At 59.5% G+C, this 19081-nt stretch carries 15 protein-coding genes and 2 rRNA genes; 1 reads left to right on the forward strand and 16 read right to left on the reverse strand.

All coding sequences use genetic code 11. From position 1 onward, the window contains the following. Positions 1 to 48: 48 nt before the first annotated feature. From AS9A_RS15615 to murA, 3 genes are all read right to left on the reverse strand, one after another. A 23S ribosomal RNA gene (locus AS9A_RS15615) occupies positions 49 to 3182 on the reverse strand. Positions 3183 to 3491: 309 nt separating this feature from the next. Beyond that, positions 3492 to 5016: ribosomal RNA gene (locus AS9A_RS15620) — 16S ribosomal RNA — on the reverse strand. The 16S and 23S rRNA genes sit together here, the layout of an rRNA operon. A 424-nt stretch (positions 5017 to 5440) precedes the next feature. Beyond that, on the reverse strand, positions 5441 to 6697 hold the full coding sequence (murA, locus tag AS9A_RS15625) for a UDP-N-acetylglucosamine 1-carboxyvinyltransferase (RefSeq protein WP_041452040.1): 1257 nt from the start codon (positions 6695 to 6697) through the stop codon (positions 5441 to 5443). A gap of 50 nt (positions 6698 to 6747) precedes the next feature. Here murA and AS9A_RS15630 point away from each other — a divergent pair, with 50 nt between their 5' ends. Then, the gene (locus tag AS9A_RS15630; RefSeq protein ID WP_013808041.1) at positions 6748 to 7356 is read left to right on the forward strand and encodes a cob(I)yrinic acid a,c-diamide adenosyltransferase; all 609 of its coding nucleotides are present in this window, start codon (positions 6748 to 6750) and stop codon (positions 7354 to 7356) included. Here the strand turns inward: AS9A_RS15630 and AS9A_RS15635 are convergent. The 13 genes from AS9A_RS15635 to AS9A_RS15695 form a co-directional block, all read right to left on the reverse strand. Then, the gene (locus AS9A_RS15635; RefSeq protein WP_041452041.1) at positions 7351 to 7779 is read right to left on the reverse strand and encodes a DUF2550 domain-containing protein; all 429 of its coding nucleotides are present in this window, start codon (positions 7777 to 7779) and stop codon (positions 7351 to 7353) included. The two genes, AS9A_RS15630 and AS9A_RS15635, sit on opposite strands and share 6 nt — an antisense overlap. A gap of 70 nt (positions 7780 to 7849) precedes the next feature. Continuing rightward, positions 7850 to 8218, reverse strand: a complete 369-nt coding sequence (locus AS9A_RS15640; protein WP_013808043.1) for a F0F1 ATP synthase subunit epsilon — start codon at positions 8216 to 8218, stop codon at positions 7850 to 7852. 6 nt (positions 8219 to 8224) lie between these two features. Beyond that, positions 8225 to 9673, reverse strand: a complete 1449-nt coding sequence (atpD, locus tag AS9A_RS15645) for a F0F1 ATP synthase subunit beta (RefSeq protein WP_013808044.1) — start codon at positions 9671 to 9673, stop codon at positions 8225 to 8227. Between the two features lie 5 nt (positions 9674 to 9678). Then, the gene (locus tag AS9A_RS15650) at positions 9679 to 10653 is read right to left on the reverse strand and encodes a F0F1 ATP synthase subunit gamma (protein ID WP_013808045.1); all 975 of its coding nucleotides are present in this window, start codon (positions 10651 to 10653) and stop codon (positions 9679 to 9681) included. 48 nt (positions 10654 to 10701) lie between these two features. Then, positions 10702 to 12342 carry a F0F1 ATP synthase subunit alpha gene (gene atpA / locus AS9A_RS15655; protein WP_013808046.1) on the reverse strand — a complete coding sequence of 547 codons (1641 nt, stop codon included), beginning with the start codon at positions 12340 to 12342 and terminating at the stop codon, positions 10702 to 10704. 109 nt (positions 12343 to 12451) lie between these two features. Further along, positions 12452 to 13267: a F0F1 ATP synthase subunit delta gene (locus tag AS9A_RS15660; protein ID WP_013808047.1), complete on the reverse strand. Its 816-nt coding sequence runs from the start codon at positions 13265 to 13267 to the stop codon at positions 12452 to 12454. Positions 13268 to 13272: 5 nt separating this feature from the next. After that, positions 13273 to 13827, reverse strand: coding sequence for a F0F1 ATP synthase subunit B (locus AS9A_RS15665; protein ID WP_013808048.1), 555 nt, complete (start codon positions 13825 to 13827; stop codon positions 13273 to 13275). A 2-nt stretch (positions 13828 to 13829) separates the two neighbouring features. Further along, on the reverse strand, positions 13830 to 14075 hold the full coding sequence (locus AS9A_RS15670; RefSeq protein ID WP_013808049.1) for an ATP synthase F0 subunit C: 246 nt from the start codon (positions 14073 to 14075) through the stop codon (positions 13830 to 13832). Positions 14076 to 14200: 125 nt separating this feature from the next. Continuing rightward, positions 14201 to 15001, reverse strand: coding sequence for a F0F1 ATP synthase subunit A (gene atpB / locus AS9A_RS15675; protein WP_148262484.1), 801 nt, complete (start codon positions 14999 to 15001; stop codon positions 14201 to 14203). A gap of 294 nt (positions 15002 to 15295) precedes the next feature. Next, complete coding sequence (locus AS9A_RS15680) at positions 15296 to 15778, reverse strand: membrane protein (protein ID WP_013808051.1); 483 nt, start codon at positions 15776 to 15778, stop codon at positions 15296 to 15298. Between the two features lie 96 nt (positions 15779 to 15874). Continuing rightward, positions 15875 to 16975 (reverse strand): glycosyltransferase family 4 protein, encoded by a 1101-nt coding sequence (locus AS9A_RS15685; protein ID WP_083826702.1) that lies wholly within the window; start codon positions 16973 to 16975, stop codon positions 15875 to 15877. An 86-nt stretch (positions 16976 to 17061) separates the two neighbouring features. Beyond that, positions 17062 to 18369, reverse strand: coding sequence for a serine hydroxymethyltransferase (locus tag AS9A_RS15690; protein WP_013808053.1), 1308 nt, complete (start codon positions 18367 to 18369; stop codon positions 17062 to 17064). Between the two features lie 20 nt (positions 18370 to 18389). After that, entirely contained in the window at positions 18390 to 19052 is a 663-nt protein-coding gene (locus tag AS9A_RS15695) for an L-threonylcarbamoyladenylate synthase (RefSeq protein ID WP_013808054.1), read from the reverse strand. Positions 19053 to 19081 lie beyond the last annotated feature (29 nt).

The raw sequence follows: 19081 nt of genomic DNA on the forward strand, positions 1-19081 counted from the left end.
TTCAGATGCTGGGTAGTGGTGTGCGCGTGTTTGTGTTGTGTTGGGTTTGTGTGTAAGTCCTCGGCCGGTTAGTACCAGTCACCTGCACACGTTGCCGTGCTTCCAGTTCTGGCCTATCAACCCCATGGTCTGGTCGGGGGGCCTTACCCAATCGTGTTGGTGAGAAACCTCATCTTGGAACGGGCTTCCCGCTTAGATGCTTTCAGCGGTTATCCCTTCCGGACGTGGCTAACCAGCCGTGCCCCTGGTGGGACAACTGGCATACCAGAGGTCCGTCCGTCCCGGTCCTCTCGTACTAGGGACAGGTTTCCTCAAGTTTCTTAACGCGCGCGGCGGATAGAGACCGAACTGTCTCACGACGTTCTAAACCCAGCTCGCGTGCCGCTTTAATGGGCGAACAGCCCAACCCTTGGGACCTACTCCAGCCCCAGGATGCGACGAGCCGACATCGAGGTGCCAAACCATCCCGTCGATATGGACTCTTGGGGAAGATCAGCCTGTTATCCCCGGGGTACCTTTTATCCGTTGAGCGACACCCCTTCCACTCGGGGGTGCCGGATCACTAGTCCCGACTTTCGTCCCTGCTCGACATGTACGTCTCACAGTCAAGCTCCCTTGTGCACTTGCACTCAACACCTGATTGCCAACCAGGCTGAGGGAACCTTTGGGCGCCTCCGTTACTTTTTAGGAGGCAACCGCCCCAGTTAAACTACCCACCAGGCACTGTCCCTGAACCCGTTCAGGGTCCGAGGTTAGATGCCCAATCCGGTCAGAGTGGTATTTCAACAACGACTCCGCCCCCACTGGCGTGAGGGTTTCACAGTCTCCCACCTATCCTACACAAACCGAACCAGACACCAATACCAAGCTGCAGTAAAGGTCCCGGGGTCTTTTCGTCCTGCCGCGCGTAACGAGCATCTTTACTCGTAATGCAATTTCACCGAGCCTGTGGTTGAGACAGCAGAGAAGTCGTTACGCCATTCGTGCAGGTCGGAACTTACCCGACAAGGAATTTCGCTACCTTAGGATGGTTATAGTTACCACCGCCGTTTACTGGGGCTTAAATTCTCAGCTTCGCCCTTACGGGCTAACCGGTCCTCTTAACCTTCCAGCACCGGGCAGGCGTCAGTCCGTATACCTCGCCTTGCGGCTTCGCACGGACCTGTGTTTTTAGTAAACAGTCGCTTCTCTCTGGTCTCTGCGACCACCCCCAGCTCCCCACGCAATGGTGGCTCACCGGGCGTGGTCCCCCTTCTCCCGAAGTTACGGGGGCATTTTGCCGAGTTCCTTAACCACAGTTAACTCGAGCGCCTTAGTATTCTCTACCTGACCACCTGTGTCGGTTTGGGGTACGGGCCATGCGGGAACTCGCTAGAGGCTTTTCTCGGCAGCATAGGATCATGGAATCCCCCTCAACGGGGTCGCATCACCTCTCACCCTTCAATGGCAGACGGATTTACCTATCCACCGGGCTACAGGTTTACACCAGTATTACCACTGACTGGCCCCACTACCTTCCTGCGTCACCCCATCGCTTGGCTACTACCGGATCAGGTCCCACGCATCCACCCTCACACCCGCCGAAGCGGGACAGAGGGCTTCTGGGTGGTTAGTATCACCGATTCACCACGGACGCGCCCACACGGGTACGGGAATATCAACCCGTTATCCATCGACTACGCCTGTCGGCCTCGCCTTAGGTCCCGACTCACCCTGGGCGGATTAACCTGCCCCAGGAACCCTTGGTCATCCGGCGGCAGAGTTTCTCACTCTGCTTTCGCTACTCATGCCTGCATTCTCACTCCCACACCCTCCACAACTCGTTCACACGGCTGCTTCCCTGGATGCAGGACGCTCCCCTACCCACCCCAGCCACTGCACACACCCCAAAAAGGGGTGTGCGGATGACATGCTGGAGTGCCGCGGCTTCGGCGGTGTGCTTGAGCCCCGCTACATTATCGGCGCAGGACCACTAGACCAGTGAGCTATTACGCACTCTTTCAAGGGTGGCTGCTTCTAAGCCAACCTCCTGGCTGTCTGAGCGGTCCCACATCCTTTTCCACTTAGCACACGCTTAGGGGCCTTAGCCGGCGATCTGGGCTGTTTCCCTCTCGACCAGCGAACCTTATCGCCCGCAGTCTCACTGCCACGCTCTCACTTACCGGCATTCGGAGTTTGGCTGACGTCAGTAACCTGGTGAGGCCCATCGGCCATCCAGTAGCTCTACCTCCGGCAAGAAACACGTGACGCTGCACCTAAATGCATTTCGGGGAGAACCAGCTATCACGGAGTTTGATTGGCCTTTCACCCCTACCCACAACTCATCCCCTCAGTTTTCAACCTAAGTGGGTTCGGGCCTCCACGACGTCTTACCGACGCTTCACCCTGGCCATGGGTAGATCACTCCGCTTCGGGCCTAGAACATGCCACTGCGACGCCCTATTCAGACTCGCTTTCGCTACGGCTGCCCCTCACGGGTTAACCTCGCGACATGCCACTAACTCGCAGGCTCATTCTTCAAAAGGCACGCCATCACCCCACCCCGAAGGGAAGGCTCTGACGGATTGTAAGCGCATGGTTTCAGGTACTATTTCACTCCCCTCCCGGGGTACTTTTCACCATTCCCTCACGGTACTTATCCACTATCGGTCATCAGGGAGTATTCAGGCTTACCGGGTGGTCCCGGCAGATTCACAGCAGATTTCACGGGCCCGCTGCTACTCGGGTACAACGTCACAGACCAGGCATACATTTTCGCGTACGGGACTCTCACCCTCTCCGGCACACCATCCCAAGCGGCTTCCGCTAACACACACACTGGATCTGACTGTCACGGCGGTAACAGAACAACACTGCCCCACAACCCCTCATACGCAACCCCCGCCGGGTATCACACGCACAAGGTTTAGCCACCATCCGCTTTCGCTCGCCACTACTCACGGAATCACTCAATTGTTTTCTCTTCCTGCAGGTACTGAGATGTTTCACTTCCCCGCGTTCCCTCCACACCGTCTATACATTCAACGGCAGGTAACACGACATCACTCGTGCTGGGTTTCCCCATTCGGACACCCTCGGATCACAGCTCGGCTGACAGCTCCCCGAGGCCTATCGCGGCCTCCCACGTCCTTCATCGGCTCCTGATGCCAAGGCATCCACCATGCGCCCTTAAACACTTACAACACAAAAAATCAATCACAAGCAATAAACACTCGTCACACCACTATCCAGCTCTCAAACAACACACACAACCAACACCCCCAGCACCCAGCCAGGACACATCAGCCATGCCCCTGAAAACACCACACCCCACGATCCCCCCAACAGGAGAGACCAGGCATGCTGCCTCAGAACCCCAACAGTGTTCCAGCACCCCGCACACAGCGGAGAAATTGTTTGATGATGTCCACCCGGCACGGCCCACAGCCCGTGACACGAACGGTCACGCCAGCCAGGCCGCCATAATTATCTCTAAGAGCAAAGCTCCTTAGAAAGGAGGTGATCCAGCCGCACCTTCCGGTACGGCTACCTTGTTACGACTTCGTCCCAATCGCCGATCCCACCTTCGACCACTCCCTCCCCACAAAGGGGGTTGGGCCATGGGCTTCGGGTGTTACCGACTTTCATGACGTGACGGGCGGTGTGTACAAGGCCCGGGAACGTATTCACCGCAGCGTTGCTGATCTGCGATTACTAGCGACTCCGACTTCACGGGGCCGAGTTGCAGACCCCGATCCGAACTGAGACCGGCTTTAAGGGATTCGCTCCACCTCACGGCATCGCAGCCCTCTGTACCAGCCATTGTAGCATGTGTGAAGCCCTGGACATAAGGGGCATGATGACTTGACGTCATCCCCACCTTCCTCCGAGTTGACCCCGGCAGTCTCTCACGAGTCCCCACCATTACGTGCTGGCAACATGAGACAAGGGTTGCGCTCGTTGCGGGACTTAACCCAACATCTCACGACACGAGCTGACGACAGCCATGCACCACCTGCACACCAGCCACAAGGGAACGCCCATCTCTGGACGCGTCTAGTGCATGTCAAACCCAGGTAAGGTTCTTCGCGTTGCATCGAATTAATCCACATGCTCCGCCGCTTGTGCGGGCCCCCGTCAATTCCTTTGAGTTTTAGCCTTGCGGCCGTACTCCCCAGGCGGGGTACTTAATGCGTTAGCTACGGCACGGATCCCGTGGAAGGAACCCACACCTAGTACCCACCGTTTACGGCGTGGACTACCAGGGTATCTAATCCTGTTCGCTCCCCACGCTTTCGCTCCTCAGCGTCAGTTACTGCCCAGAGACCCGCCTTCGCCACCGGTGTTCCTCCTGATATCTGCGCATTTCACCGCTACACCAGGAATTCCAGTCTCCCCTGCAGTACTCCAGCCTGCCCGTATCGCCTGCACGCCCACTGTTAAGCAGTAGGTTTTCACAGACAACGCGACAAACCACCTACGAGCTCTTTACGCCCAGTAATTCCGGACAACGCTCGCACCCTACGTATTACCGCGGCTGCTGGCACGTAGTTGGCCGGTGCTTCTTCTGCGCCTACCGTCACTCTCGCTTCGTCGGCGCTGAAAGAGGTTTACAACCCGAAGGCCGTCATCCCCCACGCGGCGTCGCTGCATCAGGCTTGCGCCCATTGTGCAATATTCCCCACTGCTGCCTCCCGTAGGAGTCTGGGCCGTGTCTCAGTCCCAGTGTGGCCGGTCGCCCTCTCAGGCCGGCTACCCGTCACCGCCTTGGTAGGCCATTACCCCACCAACAAGCTGATAGGCCGCGGGCCCACCTCACACCGCTACATAGCGCTTTCCACCCACCCCCATGCAGGAGCAGGTCCTATCCGGTATTAGACCCAGTTTCCCGGGCTTATCCCAGAGTGCAAGACAGATCACCCACGTGTTACTCACCCGTTCGCCACTCGTGTACCCCGAAAGGCCTTACCGTTCGACTTGCATGTGTTAAGCACGCCGCCAGCGTTCGTCCTGAGCCAGGATCAAACTCTCCGTTAAAAACCAAACACACCCCAACACCCCAAAAGGCACCAGAGCACGATCAGAAAAACAGAGCCAAAAACTGGCAAAAAAAAACAAAAAACAGACACCCAACCCCGACTAGGGATCTGAATCAGGCATCCAAACAACAGCACCAAAGGACTGTCATCAATCCCGGCACCATCAAACAAAAACCAAAACACTGTTGAGTTCTCAAACAACACACCCCAAGACCCAAACCAAAACAGTCCAGACCCCCTCAGGGCACAGCCACCAATCTTAACTCGGTTAACGCAGGAGGTCAAACCGGATTCCTGCTTGCGACTTAAGGAGTTTCGCGAGCTCGTGGCCCTCGTCGGGCCCTGGCGCTCGCTGGCGACGAACAGCTAAGTTACACACCCATTGCACCGAACGCAAACTGCCAGTTGAGCGAGCAGCACGATCACGGTGACGCGCGTCGGACATCGCCCCCGAGCTGCTGCATGTCCTCGATAAACCGCGGATAGCCACGGTCTATGTGATAGACGTCGTGGACCTCTGTCTCCCCATCTGCAACAAGTCCCGCAAGGACCAAGCCAGCACCGGCACGAATGTCGGAAGACCAGACGGGCGCACTAGACAGCTGCTCGACGCCACGGATGACTGCGTGGTGACCGTCCGTACGTGCGTCGGCTCCGAGCCGGACCATCTCCTCGACGAACCTGAAGCGCGCTTCGAACACGTTCTCCGTGATCATGGAAGTTCCGTCAGCCACTGCCGCCAGGCCGATAGCCATCGGCTGAAGGTCGGTCGGAAAGCCTGGATACGGCAGTGTCGCGAAGTTGACGGCCTTGGGACGGTCCCGCTGGACCACACGGAACCAGCGCGGACCGTGGGTGATCTCGGCCCCCGCCTCACTCAACTTGTTCAGCACCAGCTGCATGTGACTGGGCGCGGAACCACGGACGGTGACGTCTCCGCGTGTCATTGCGGCTGCTACCCCCCAGGTTGCCGCCACAATCCGGTCCCCGATGACGCGGTGAGTCACTGGCTTCAGTCTGTCGACACCCCTGATCGTCAGCGTGCTCGTGCCCGCTCCCGAGACCTGGGCTCCCATCTGGTTCAGCATCATGCAGAGGTCAACGATTTCGGGTTCGCGTGCCGCGTTGTCCAGTGTCGTCTGGCCCTTAGAGAGGACCGCCGCCATGAGGATGTTCTCTGTCGCTCCGACAGACGGGAATGCGAGTCGGATGTCCGCGCCGCGCAACTCTTGAGCCTCAGCGACAACACACCCATGCTCGATTGTGCTTGTTGCCCCCAACAGTCGCAGCCCAGCCTGGTGCATATCGAGCGGCCGTGACCCGATCGCATCCCCGCCGGGCAGAGCGACGACCGCCCGGTGGCAACGAGCGACGAGGGGACCAAGCACACACACTGAGGCGCGGAACTGACGTACCGCAGGAAAGTCAGCCTGATACTTCGGCTCTGGTGGAGTCATGATCCTGACTACGTCGCCCTCAATCGTGACTTCGCAACCGAGCCCTCGGAGCACCTCCGCCATGAGAGGAACATCCAAGATGTCAGGACAATTGGTAATTGTCGTGGTGCCCTCAGCGAGTAGCGCGGCCGCCATCAGCTTCAGAACACTGTTCTTCGCGCCGCCAACAACTACCTCGCCCGCGAGGCGGCCACCGCCGGTCACGAGAAATCGATCACTCACGGTCACCTAGCTTATCGGTCCGGCAGCTGTTGCGCCGGTACGGTGCAGATATGGGAGTACATCTAACGCGAATCTATACGCGAACCGGGGATGACGGAACTACCGGCCTAAGTGACTTCAGCCGCGTTCCAAAAACCGCGCCGCGCATAACAGCATATGCGGATACGGATGAAACAAATGCCGCAATTGGAGTCGCCATCGCACTGGGCAACCCGCCTCAGGAGATTCGTGAGGTCCTTGAGGTCATTCAGAACGATCTTTTCGATCTGGGTGCAGATCTCTCGACTCCGAAGTCAGAGAATCCGAAGTATCCGCCGTTGCGGATAACTGCGGAGTACGTGACCCGGCTTGAGGGATGGTGTGATCGTTTCAACGAGTCGCTGTCTCCGCTGACGTCGTTCGTTCTGCCGGGAGGCTCACCGTTATCAGCGCTCCTGCATGTAGCGCGAACCGTTGCCCGTCGAGCGGAGCGTTCCTCATGGTTGCTGATTGAGTCGGAGGGTGAAGCCGTAGCGCCGCTACCAGCGAAATACCTGAATCGGCTCTCAGACCTGCTCTTTATTCTCAGCCGCGTCACAAACACAAGCGGCGACGTGCTCTGGCGCCCGGCCGGTGACCGATCGACTGAGTCTACGGAGAAAAGCGACTCTGAATCATAAATTCCAGCGACTGCGCCGCCGAGCGCGGCGTGGTGGTCGGGATTCAATCCAGGCGAGAAACGCAGTAAGCGCTCCCCGCTCGAAACCGAACTCATAGTGAGTCCCGCCCGCCTGGACCCCGACAATCGTTACGGAGGAGTCCATCAGGTCCAACTCTCCGCCGTCCGGTCGGCGCCGCGATTCGATCTCCGCCGTCTGACGGTTCAGGCGCACGCTAGGGCCAGGGATCAACCGCGAAAGCCGGTAGAAGTCGAGTGACTCATCGCGGTAACGGATTACTCCGTGCCGCCAGCCCTCCGACTTCGGTGAAGGGAGGACCCGGACGACCGCGGATGTTCCTCCGCTTCGCAATTCAACGATGCGGATAAGGAAAACCGCGGTGAAGGCGGCTAGCAGGACAAGCAGAATGATCAGGAGAATCATTCCACCGTCCACTAGACGAACATCCTCACTCGCGGTTTTACTTGGTTATCTCGAGCGGCCCATCTATACGCTACTGGCGCTCGACAGCTCGGAGGCGGCCACGTGCACGTGCTGCAGCCTCCTCGTCATCTCCTGCTTCATCGAGTGTCCGCCTAGCGGCATCGACATCGATATCCTTTGCCCACTCGGCTGACTCAGCCAGGACGGTTACTGAGCGTGCGGTGATAGAGATGAACCCTCCATCAACTGCCGCGACCATACGCTCGCCATCCGACGTCGTGATCGCTACGACACCGCCTTCGATGAGCTGACCAAGCACAGGCTCGTGGCCAGGCATGACGCCGATCTCACCTTCAGTTGTCTGCGCGACCACCATTGTGGCGGTGCCGGACCATAGTCGCTCTTCGACAGCAACGAGTTCAACTGCCATCTCAGCCACAGCAGATCACTTCCCAGCTAGCTTGTTCGCTGCCTTCTCGACGTCATCGAGGCCACCGCAGCTGCTGAACGCCTGCTCGGGAAGGTGGTCGAATTCGCCCTTGCAGACGCGGTCGAACGCCTCGATGGTGTCAGAGAGAGGCACAACAGATCCGGGCTCGCCGGTGAACTTCTCAGCAACGATGAAGTTCTGGCCGAGGAACTTCTGCAGGCGGCGTGCACGCCCGACGACGATCTTGTCTTCTTCTGAGAGTTCGTCCATGCCGAGGATGGCGATGATGTCCTGCAGTTCCTTGTACTTCTGAAGGATCTGCTTGACTTCGTTCGCAACACGGAAGTGCTCGGCTCCGACGATCGTCGGCTCGAGGATACGAGAGGTCGAGGTCAGCGGATCCACAGCTGGGTAAATACCCATCTGCGAGATTGGTCGCGAAAGCTCGGTCGTCGCATCGAGGTGCGCGAATGTAGTCGCAGGTGCAGGGTCGGTGTAGTCGTCAGCGGGCACGTAAATTGCCTGCATCGATGTGATCGATCGCCCACGAGTCGACGTAATACGTTCCTGAAGCTCACCCATCTCGTCGGCGAGCGTCGGCTGGTAACCCACCGCGGAAGGCATACGTCCGAGAAGTGTGGACACCTCCGAGCCAGCCTGAGTGAAGCGGAAGATGTTGTCGATGAAGAGGAGCACGTCCTGCTTCTGAACATCACGGAAGTACTCAGCCATCGTCAGCGCGGACAGCGCGACACGCATACGCGTTCCGGGCGGCTCGTCCATCTGACCGAACACAAGCGCGGTGTCCTGCAGAACGCCCATTTCCTCCATCTCGAGGTGAAGGTCGGTTCCCTCACGGGTGCGCTCCCCAACCCCTGCGAACACAGAGGTGCCCGAGAACTCCCGCGCGATACGGGTGATCATCTCCTGGATGAGCACGGTTTTGCCGACACCGGCACCACCGAACAGACCGATCTTTCCACCCTTCACGTACGGCGTCAGAAGGTCGATGACCTTGATACCGGTTTCTAGGATCTCGGTCTTACCTTCAAGAGTGTCGAAAGCGGGCGCCTTGCGGTGGATGCCCCACTGCTCCCCGTCACGTCCCGTACCCGGCGCGTCGAGGCAGTCACCAAGTGCGTTGAAGACGTGACCCTTCACGACGTCACCGACGGGAACGGAAATGGGTTTGCCCGTGTCCTCGACTGGCGTGCCACGGACGAGACCGTCGGTGGGTTGCATCGAGATGGTGCGCACAAGGTTGTCACCGAGGTGCTGCGCAACCTCAAGGGTCAGGGTCTTCGCTACTGCTTTCAGCGTGATTTCGGCGTGGAGCGCGTTAAAGAGCTCGGGAACCGATCCACGTGGGAATTCAACGTCGACAACGGGGCCGATGACGCGAACGACGCGGCCATTACTGGTCGACGAACCATTCTGTGAGGTTTCAGTTACTGCGGCGGTCATCTGGATCAGTCACTTCCTGCACTCGAGGCCAACGCGTTCGCGCCGCCGACGATTTCGCTGATTTCCTGGGTAATCATGGCCTGTCGGGCCTGGTTCATTTGCCGGGTCAAAGAGTTCGCGAGTTCGTTCGCGTTATCCGTGGCCGACTTCATCGCGGTGCGGCGGGCTGCGGACTCTGACGCAGCAGCCTCGAGAAGGGCCGCATAAATGCGCGTGCTGACATACTTCGGCAGGATCTCAGCAAGAAGTGAGTCTGCATCCGGCTCGAAGCTCCACGCAGCTAGCGGCGCATCTGCATCCGGAGCGCTGCTGAGCATGTCCTCACCGAGTTTGAGTTCCTCTTCCTCGATGTCGATTTCAATCGGCGCCATCCGGCGGACTAGCGGCTTCTGGCTCAGCATCGACTGGAACTTGGTGAATACGATGTGCAACTCGTCGACACCCTCGACCGTGCCTTCACCGTTTGGTGCGTCGACATGGTTGCCCGACCCGGCCATGAAGAGATCGACCAGATGCTTGCTCGCCGGTGACGCATCCGAATAGCTCGGCTGCTGCGAAAAGCCCGTCCAGGAGCCCGCAACGTCGCGCCCCCGGAATGTGTAGTAGATCAATCCCTTGTTTCCCAAGACATAGAGCACTACATCACGCTTCTTACTGTGGAGAAGCTGAATCAGCTCTTCTGCCTCGCGGAGAACGTTGGAGTTGTACGCGCCGCACATTCCACGATCGCTCGTGACCACAAGTACACCGGCGCGCTTTGGATCCTCCCGCTCACTCAGGAGCGGGTGATCCAATGAGCGAGAGGCCGTGGTGAGCTCACCGATTACCTTGGTGATTTCCTCAGCATAGGGCGTGTGCTGTTCAACTCGAGCCTGAGCCTTCACAATCCGTGAAGTCGCAATCAGCTCCTGCGCTTTGGTGATCTTCTTAGTCGAGTTGACGGTCTTGATGCGCGAGCGCAGTTCCCTCAAGCTTCCCATTGGTCAGTCACGCCCCTTCGTAGCTCTCAATTACGCCGATAACGACACTCACCGGCGAACCTTGCGCTTGACCTTGAGCTGCTCCTGGTCAACTTCGCTTTCTTCGAGTGCTTCAGCCTCAGGCTCGTTGACTACACGGCTACCGTCGGACGCGATGAACCCCTGCTTGAACTTCTCGACTGCCTCGAGAAGGGTCTCCGATGCCTCATCGGATAGAGCCGTGCCGCCCTCGATTGACTCGAATGCGCTCTTGGCGTTGCGGTGCAGATCCTCGAGCATTTCCGAGTCGAATCGGCGAATGTCGCCAACGGGCACGCTGTCGTACACGCCCTGTCCAGCGAGGTAGATCGTGACGATCTGATCTTCAACGGAGACAGGAGCGAATTGATCCTGCTTCAACAGCTCCACGAGGCGCTGGCCGCGCTCGAGCTGGGATCGGGACGCCGCATCGAGATCGGAGGCGAATGCGGCGAACGACTCAAGCTCGCGGTACTGAGCGAGTTCGAGCCGCAATGTACCGGAGACTTTCTTCATGCCCTTGGTCTGCGCGGCACCACCAACTCGGGACACCGAGATACCCACGTTGATAGCCGGGCGGATGCCCTTGTTGAACAAGTCTGACTCGAGGAACACCTGGCCGTCAGTAATCGAGATGACGTTGGTCGGGATGTACGCCGACACATCGTTCGCCTTGGTTTCGATGATTGGCAGGCCCGTCATCGAACCAGCGCCCAGTTCATCCGAGAGTTTGGCGCAGCGCTCGAGAAGGCGCGAGTGCAGGTAGAACACGTCGCCTGGGTAGGCTTCGCGACCCGGCGGGCGACGGAGGAGAAGCGAGATGGCGCGATAGGCCTCAGCCTGCTTAGTGAGATCGTCGAATACGATCAGAACGTGCTTGCCTTCATACATCCAGTGCTGCCCGATGGCGGAACCGGTGTACGGCGCGAGCCATTTGTAACCAGCGGAGTCGGACGCAGGTGCGGCGACGATCGTGGTGTATTCCATCGCGCCGTGCTCGTCGAGGGCGGTTTTGATGCCCGCGATAGTCGATCCCTTCTGACCAATCGCGACATAGATGCAGCGCACCTGCTTGGTCTCGTCGCCTGACTCCCAGTTGGCCTTCTGGTTCAGGATGGCGTCAACGCAGACCGCGGTCTTGCCCGTTTTACGGTCACCAATGATGAGCTGACGCTGTCCACGACCGATAGGGGTCATCGCGTCGACAGCCTTGAGACCTGTCTGGAGCGGCTCATGGACAGGCTGACGCTCCAGTACCGAAGCGGCCTGCAGCTCAAGCGCGCGAGTCTCTGATGATTCGATGTCACCTAGGCCATCAATCGGCGCACCGAGGGGGTCAACCACGCGTCCGAGGAAGCCGTCACCAACGGGAACCGAGAGAACGTCTCCGGTCCGCTTGACTTCCTGGCCCTCCTGGATTTTCTCGAAGTCACCGAGAATCACCGCACCGATTTCACGGTCTTCAAGGTTAAGGGCCACACCCAGGACGCCGCCCGCAAACTCCAGGAGCTCGTTTGACATCGCCGACGGAAGTCCGGAGACGTGAGCAATGCCGTCGCTCGCGTCAACGACAAGTCCAACCTCCTCGCGAGAGGACTCCGGTGTATAGCTCGCGGTGTAATTCTCGATCGCGCTACGGATCTCGTCGGAGGAGATCGTCAGCTCCGCCATGTTCTTCCTGCTCTCGGTAGTCTGTGGGTTACCGACCACGGTAACCGTTGTTCACTAGGTTCTTCAGCTGCGCCAAGCTGTCCCGGCGCTATCTCGGCATTGTCTGCTGCTACTTGAGGGCCTTGCGTAGTTCCGCCAAACGGCCGGATGCACTACCGTCAATCACTTCGTCACCTACGCGTACCACGAGACCGCTCAGCAATTCAGGATCGACCTCCACATGCACAGCGATTGATTTCCCGTAGATCCGGTCCAGCGCCGTGGCGAGCCGCTCCTTCTGACTATCCGAGAGAGCAACTGCACTGCGCACATAGGCGACAGCACGCTCGCGCTGTTCCGCAGCCAGCGAAGCTACCGCGGCGAACTCATCGGCAGGTGCACGACGTGCGCGGGCAACCGCTTGAACCGCGAGGGCCTCAGTGATCGCCGTAGCCTTCCCATAAAGCAGCTTCTTCAAAAGCTCGGCGGTGGCTGACGCGGGCCGTGAACGGTCCGACAGTGCCTGCTCGAGTTCTGGGCTAGCCGCTGTGATCCGGCTCAGCCGGAAAGTCTCGTCCTCCACCATCTCCAGCTGATCCTGGTCGGCCGCCGCACGCAGGTACGCGATACGGCCGACGTGAACCAAGGAGTTCACCAGATCGGAAGGAGCGGACCAGTTTTGCGCGACCGCAGTCTTCAGTGTGGCGAGTGCTGGCGCAGAGACTTTGCCGGAGAAGAGTTCATCAGCGAGCGCGGAACGCCTCGATCCGGACGCGGAGGCATCCGCGAAGGCCATCCGAACGGTGCGGTTCTCATCGAGCAGATTCACCACGGAGAACAAATCTGCCCCCGCCTCGGCCGCTGCATCAGCCGAGCCCGCTTGGCTCAGTGCGTCGACTAGCTCCGCCTGAGTCTTTGCGAGCGCCTCACGACTCGCTGCGTACATGGTGCTCACTTTCCTGTTGCTGAGTCTGCGCCGATTGCGTCGAGTTCGCTGAGGAAACGGTCCACTGTCGCGGCGCGCTTAGCGTCATCGGCAACAGAGTCACCGATGATCTTCTCGGCGAGGTCCACCGCTGTGCGCCCCAGGTCCGTCCGAAGATCAGCAACGATGTGCTGCCGGTGCGCCTCCAGCTGCGTCTGACCATTAGCGACGATCCGTTCCGATTCAGTTTGAGCCTGAACCTTCATCTCGTCGATGATCTGCTGGCCCTGGTTGCGAGCTTCCTCGCGGATCTTTGCGGCTTCAGCACGAGATTCCGCGAGCTGCGCGCGGTACTGCTCAAGCGCGTGCTTGGCTTCAGCTTGCAGCTCCTCCGCCCGCTTGATACCGCCCTCGATCTCTTCTGTGCGCCGTTCAAGGACGTCCCTGAACTTCGGGATTACGAACTTCCAGAAGACAAGGCCGACGATCGACAGCGCAACAATCGACCAGACAATGTCGTACACCGCAGGAACGAGAGGATTCTGTTCCTCTGCGGCGAGAATGGCGATCGATGCGTCCATGATCAGAAGATGAAGCCGGCGACGAGACCGATGAGCGCCAGGGCCTCAGTAAAGGCGATACCGAGGAACATCAGCGTGCGCAGCTGGCCGGCCATCTCGGGCTGACGAGCGATGCCCTCAATTGCCTTGCCGACGACGATGCCCACGCCGATGCCTGGGCCGATAGCCGCAAGACCGTAGCCGATCGCACCATAGCCGGAGCCGGTGACCTCTTGCGCTTCCTGCGCCAGGATCGCGATGCTGCTCATGTGTTTCGTTCCCTTTCTGTTGGCCCGTTCCGGGTAATCGGCCGGGTCAGGTCTTTGTGTATCAGATGGGTGGTGGTAGTTCGTGTTGTTTCAGTGGGTCAAGTCGCCGTGTTTCGCCTGCAGAGCTAGTGCTCCTCCGCGTGCAGCGCCAAGTCGATGTAAACGCATGTCAGCATCGCGAAGATGTACGCCTGGAGGAACATGACGAGCAGTTCAAAGAACGTGAAGGCGACGCCCCCGATTAGGGATGCTAGTCCGAACGGACGCAACCAGAGCTCAGGAGCTCCGGGGCCCGTTGCGGTGAAGAACCACCATGTCGCACTGAAGAAGAGCACCAGCATGATGTGGCCTGCGAGCATCGCGACCATCAAACGGACGGTGAGCGTGAAAGGCCGCAGAACGAACGTCGAGACGAACTCGATCGGAATCAGAAGAATGTGGAGTGCCTTCGGAACGCCTGGGACAACGATGCTGGCCTTGACGTAACGGAAGAACCCGTATTTCGAGATTCCTACGTAGTTGAAAACGATGTAGGCAAGGGCCGCCAAGACGATCGGCATACCGATGCGGGCGTTCGACGAGATGTTAAGGAACGGAATAACACCCGTCAGGTTCAGTCCCAGGACGAGGAAGAAGATTGTGGCAATCAGCGGGAAAAATCGCCGTCCCTGCGTCTTGCCGAGGATCTCTTCCGCGATATGGATGCGCACGAAATCGAGGAAGACCTCCGCTACGTTCTGGACACCGCGGGGAACAACCTGAGGGTTGCGCAGCGCCATCGCGAAGAACAGCGCGAGGAGCGTCGCCACAACGATCCGGATCAGCATCAAACGGTCGAGTTCGAAAGGTGTGCCCTCGAAAAGCAGGGCGGGCGGAAAGAAGTCTTTCAGCGACGGTGGGCTGAAAGTACCGGCAGCCAGATTCATGACGCTCAGCGGTCTCTTCCGTTGTTCGGCCGCAGAAAACCCGCGGCATGATCGGGCACGAACGATCTCGCAAGCCCCGGGGTGCATCTACTCAGCACACCACTGGGCCCGGCGTCTCACACGAAGTAGGCCTGTGGGCCAACCGTCGTGCTCGACGCCTGCAGGACACGGCGATCGGGCGGCATGTCTGTTTCCGCCGTGTAGCCGGTCTTGCTAGTCGGTGACGATATCAACTTCTCTACGACATTGTGTAGGCAGGGGGAAGTCTGTATCGATAAACTACAGGTTGTAGTACTACTTCTCGTCGTTATTTGTGGGTGAAGTCACATCTTCCGGGACCGGGCTAACGTAAGGAACGCGCTGCTTGAGGACCCCGTACGTCTCTGCTCCAAGCACCAGCAGCAGCGCAGCGATGACAACAACAGCAAGCGCTGGCTGGCTATAAAACGTCATATTCGCCAGCGAGGCGAAAACTATCAGCGCGAGCAGCATCTTCAGCGCCCACCCACCGAGAATGACAGCGCCCGCCGTCATCGCGTTGAAGCGCGCCGAGAAGAGCACGCTCAGCGCCGTGAACAGAATGAAGCCACCCCCCACCGCGGAGCCGATGAGTGCTCCCCAGAGCCCTGGAAGGCCGGCGAGGAGGTACGAGACCACGGAACCGACGATCGCCAGCGTGATCAGGCCGATTACGCCGTAACGCACTGCGGCCCGCAGGGGCGCTACAGGATCATCTGGCGGGGCCAGCCGCAATCGTGCAGGAGCGTCATCCTTCATCCCGCTCGCCTCTTCTGGTTCCGAGAAGGTGGAATTGCCTGAACCGTTTGTCGGGGTGCTCACGGTGAACCAGCCTAACGGGCAACACCGACAAATTCAGAACCGTCGCCCTGACCGGCTGAAACGCGGGACCATGGTGATGATCAAAGCAAAGACGGCGCCGGCAATGAACACCGGCAGTACGATGCGGCGATCGATGAGCGAGCCTCCGACGGCTCCGAAAGCGAGTAGCGCTACCCACCCATAGATCACCAGTACGACTCGCCTATGGGAATGTCCGATCTCGAGCAGACGGTGGTGCAGGTGCATCTTGTCCGGACTGAAAGGGCTTCGCCCGGCACGAGTCCGGCGTATCACCGCGAGCAAAAGATCAAGCAGCGGAATGAACATGACCGCCACTACTACGAGTATGGGGGCTAGCAGCCCAAGCAAATCGCGCGGACCATAAAGATCGAGGCTGATCTTGCCGGATGCGCTGGTCGATACCGCCGCGAGCATAAGCCCGATCAGCATCGATCCCGAATCGCCCATGAAGATCCGTGCCGGCTGAAAATTGTGCGGCAAAAAACCCAGACAAGCACCCGCTAACGCCGCCGCGAGCATCGCGGGCGGGTACACACTGACATCGCCGCCCTGATCGAACAGCATCCCAACAGAGAAGGCGCATATCGCGAGGGCTGCGATCAGCCCGAGCCCCGCCGCGAGTCCGTCCAAACCGTCCACGAAGTTCATTGCGTTGACCATCAGTACTGTAAGGAAAACAGTGAGGCCAGCAGCTTGGAGCTGGTCCAGAATGACGGTCGTACCATCTCCGAACGGCAAATACAGCACGTACCAGGAAACGCCAAAGATGACGAGAACACCACCCGCGGTGACTTGGCCCATGAATTTCGTTAGAGCATCGAGGCCCCAGCGGTCATCGATCATCCCGACAACCACGATCACCCCACCAGCGATTACGGCCGCCTGAATGTCGGTGGTGTATTCGAAGCCGCGCGTCAAAGCCGGCAATTGCTGGGCGAGGTACATCGCCGCGACGATGCCGAGAAACATGCCCACCCCGCCCATACGCGGCGTAGGTGCGACATGCACGTCACGATCCCGAGGGTAAGCGACCGCTCCACCTCGCGTGGCGAGCACCCGCACGAGACCCGTACCCAGGAAGGTCACGATCGCGGCGGTCAAGCAGATCAGCATGAGCTCGCGGATGGGCACGCCAGCGCCACCACCGGGCTGCGCAAGGATGTCAATCACGGGATCAGTGGCGCTCACGTTCACTGACGCTACCGTGAAGCGTCAGGAGACCATGCCTCGCCACGGGCGTAAGCGGGCTTGGCTGCGACAACCTCCCCCACCTCATCGGCAATATCGGCAAGGACGGCGTTTCCGCGTTTCGTGCCGCGTTCCGCTGTTACAGCACGCGCGATGAGCCTGCCGATGCGGTCCATCTCACCAGGGCCGAAGCCTTGGGTGGCGATCGCCGCAGTTCCGACTCGAATTCCGGATGGAGTCCGCGGCGGCATCGTGTCGAACGGGATCGCGTTTTTGGTAAGCAGTATCCGGGCGGCAGCGCAGCGACGCTCGGCATCGGCGCCGTTGACGCCGGTCGGAGTCAGATCCAGCACGGCCACGTGGGTATCGGTGCCACCCGTCACCGCACGCATACCGGTCTCTTCCAGAGCCTTGGCCAGCGCTCCCGCATTACTGACGGTTCGCCGGGCGTACTCCGCAAACTCCTCTGAAGCGGCCTCTTTGAAAGCCACTGCTTTGGCAGCAATCGAATGCATCATCGGGCCGCCCTGGCTGAAAGGGAACACGGCGCGATCGATTGCTTTAGCGTGCTCATCCCTGCACAGAATCATCCCGCCACGAGGACCTCGGAGCGTCTTGTGGGTAGTCGCCGTCACCACGTCCGCATACGGGAGCGGAGAGGGAATCGCCTGGCCTGCTACCAGCCCCATGAAGTGTGCCGCGTCAACCCAGAGAATCGCGTCGATCTCGTCCGCGATCTCACGGAAGATCCGGTAGTCGATCAGTCTCGAGTATGCTGTGCCACCACACAGAATGATCCGGGGCCTGTGCAGGCGTGCTAGGTCTCGGACTTCGTCGTAGTCGATGAGTTCTGTGTCCCTGCGCACGCGGTACGGAATCGGAGTGAACCACCTCCCGGAAAAGTTCACGCGAGACCCGTGTGTCAGGTGCCCCCCGTGCGACAAACTGAGCGCCATCACCGGGTCATCGGGCTGTGCGAACGCTGCGTATGTCGCAAGATTAGCGCTGCTGCCAGAATGCGACTGAACGTTGACATGCTCGGCGCCGAAAAGATCTTTTGCCCTCTCGGCTGCGAGATTCTCCGCCTGGTCCACAAATTCGCAGCCCGGGTAGAAACGCCGCCCGGGATAACCCTCCGCGTACTTGTTCGCCAAGGTTGAGCCCAGGGCAGCCAGGACTGCCGGGCTTGTGAAGTTCTCACTCGCGATCAATTGCAGGCCATCGCGCAAGCGGCCGAGTTCTCCGAGAAGGATGTCAGCTATCGCAGGGTCGGCTTGCTCCAGCGACTCCCAGTCCGGGCCCCAGAAGGGTGTATTCACAGCCACGTTCCTTTCATCGCTCAGGAGGCAGGCGGGAGCAGTTCGTCTGGTTGCATGCCGAGGACCTCGGCTATCGCGCCCAGCTGAACGGCTCCTTCCCGGAGCACTCGCGGCGTTTCGCCCGTCAAGTCGACGATGGTGGAAGCGACTCCAAACTGGCTTTCACCGCCGTCAAGATAAACCGCAACAGAATCGCCGAGCTGACCTTCGGCGTCCGCCGCGCTAGTCGCGGGCCGGTGTCCCGATTTGTTCGCGCTCGAAACGCCCATGGGTCCAACTTCACGCAGAACCTCCAGCGCGATTGGATGGAGCGGCATTCGGAGCATCACAGTTCCTCGGGTATACCCGAGATCCCAGGACAGCGATGGCGCGTGCTCAACGACGATGCTAAGCCCCCCGGGCCAGAAGGCCTCCACCAACGCACGGGTTCGCGTCGGTACAGAGAGCACGAGCCCGTCGATGGTCGTCCAGGATCCCACCAGGACAGGTACCGGCATCTCGCGGCCTCGGCCCTTCGCGGCCAGAAGTGCACCAACGGCGTGCGAATCGAACGCGTCGCAACCGATGCCGTACACAGTGTCCGTGGGGAGCACGACCAGCCTTCCTGCTCTGACAGCCTGAACGGCGGCAGCGATACCAGTTTCCCTCGATTCACTGCTAGTGCAGTCATAAACTGTGCTCACGCTTCAATCCTGTCATCGCTAAGCGTCAG

Origin of the sequence: Hoyosella subflava DQS3-9A1, from assembly GCF_000214175.1 — a bacterium.
In the GTDB taxonomy this organism is placed as follows: Bacteria; Actinomycetota; Actinomycetes; order Mycobacteriales; family Mycobacteriaceae; genus Hoyosella; species Hoyosella subflava.

What these genes read in the sequence shown, in the direction of transcription:
- AS9A_RS15630 (WP_013808041.1), top strand. Translation starts at nt 6,748, where the DNA reads ATGGGAGTACATCTAACGCGAATCTATACGCGAACCGGGGATGACGGA.
- AS9A_RS15635 (WP_041452041.1), bottom strand. Translation starts at nt 7,779, where the DNA reads ATGATTCTCCTGATCATTCTGCTTGTCCTGCTAGCCGCCTTCACCGCG.
- atpD (WP_013808044.1), bottom strand. Translation starts at nt 9,673, where the DNA reads ATGACCGCCGCAGTAACTGAAACCTCACAGAATGGTTCGTCGACCAGT.
- AS9A_RS15650 (WP_013808045.1), bottom strand. Translation starts at nt 10,653, where the DNA reads ATGGGAAGCTTGAGGGAACTGCGCTCGCGCATCAAGACCGTCAACTCG.
- atpA (WP_013808046.1), bottom strand. Translation starts at nt 12,342, where the DNA reads ATGGCGGAGCTGACGATCTCCTCCGACGAGATCCGTAGCGCGATCGAG.
- AS9A_RS15660 (WP_013808047.1), bottom strand. Translation starts at nt 13,267, where the DNA reads ATGTACGCAGCGAGTCGTGAGGCGCTCGCAAAGACTCAGGCGGAGCTA.
- AS9A_RS15665 (WP_013808048.1), bottom strand. Translation starts at nt 13,827, where the DNA reads ATGGACGCATCGATCGCCATTCTCGCCGCAGAGGAACAGAATCCTCTC.
- AS9A_RS15670 (WP_013808049.1), bottom strand. Translation starts at nt 14,075, where the DNA reads ATGAGCAGCATCGCGATCCTGGCGCAGGAAGCGCAAGAGGTCACCGGC.
- atpB (WP_148262484.1), bottom strand. Translation starts at nt 15,001, where the DNA reads ATGAATCTGGCTGCCGGTACTTTCAGCCCACCGTCGCTGAAAGACTTC.
- AS9A_RS15680 (WP_013808051.1), bottom strand. Translation starts at nt 15,778, where the DNA reads ATGAAGGATGACGCTCCTGCACGATTGCGGCTGGCCCCGCCAGATGAT.
- AS9A_RS15685 (WP_083826702.1), bottom strand. Translation starts at nt 16,975, where the DNA reads ATGCTGATCTGCTTGACCGCCGCGATCGTGACCTTCCTGGGTACGGGT.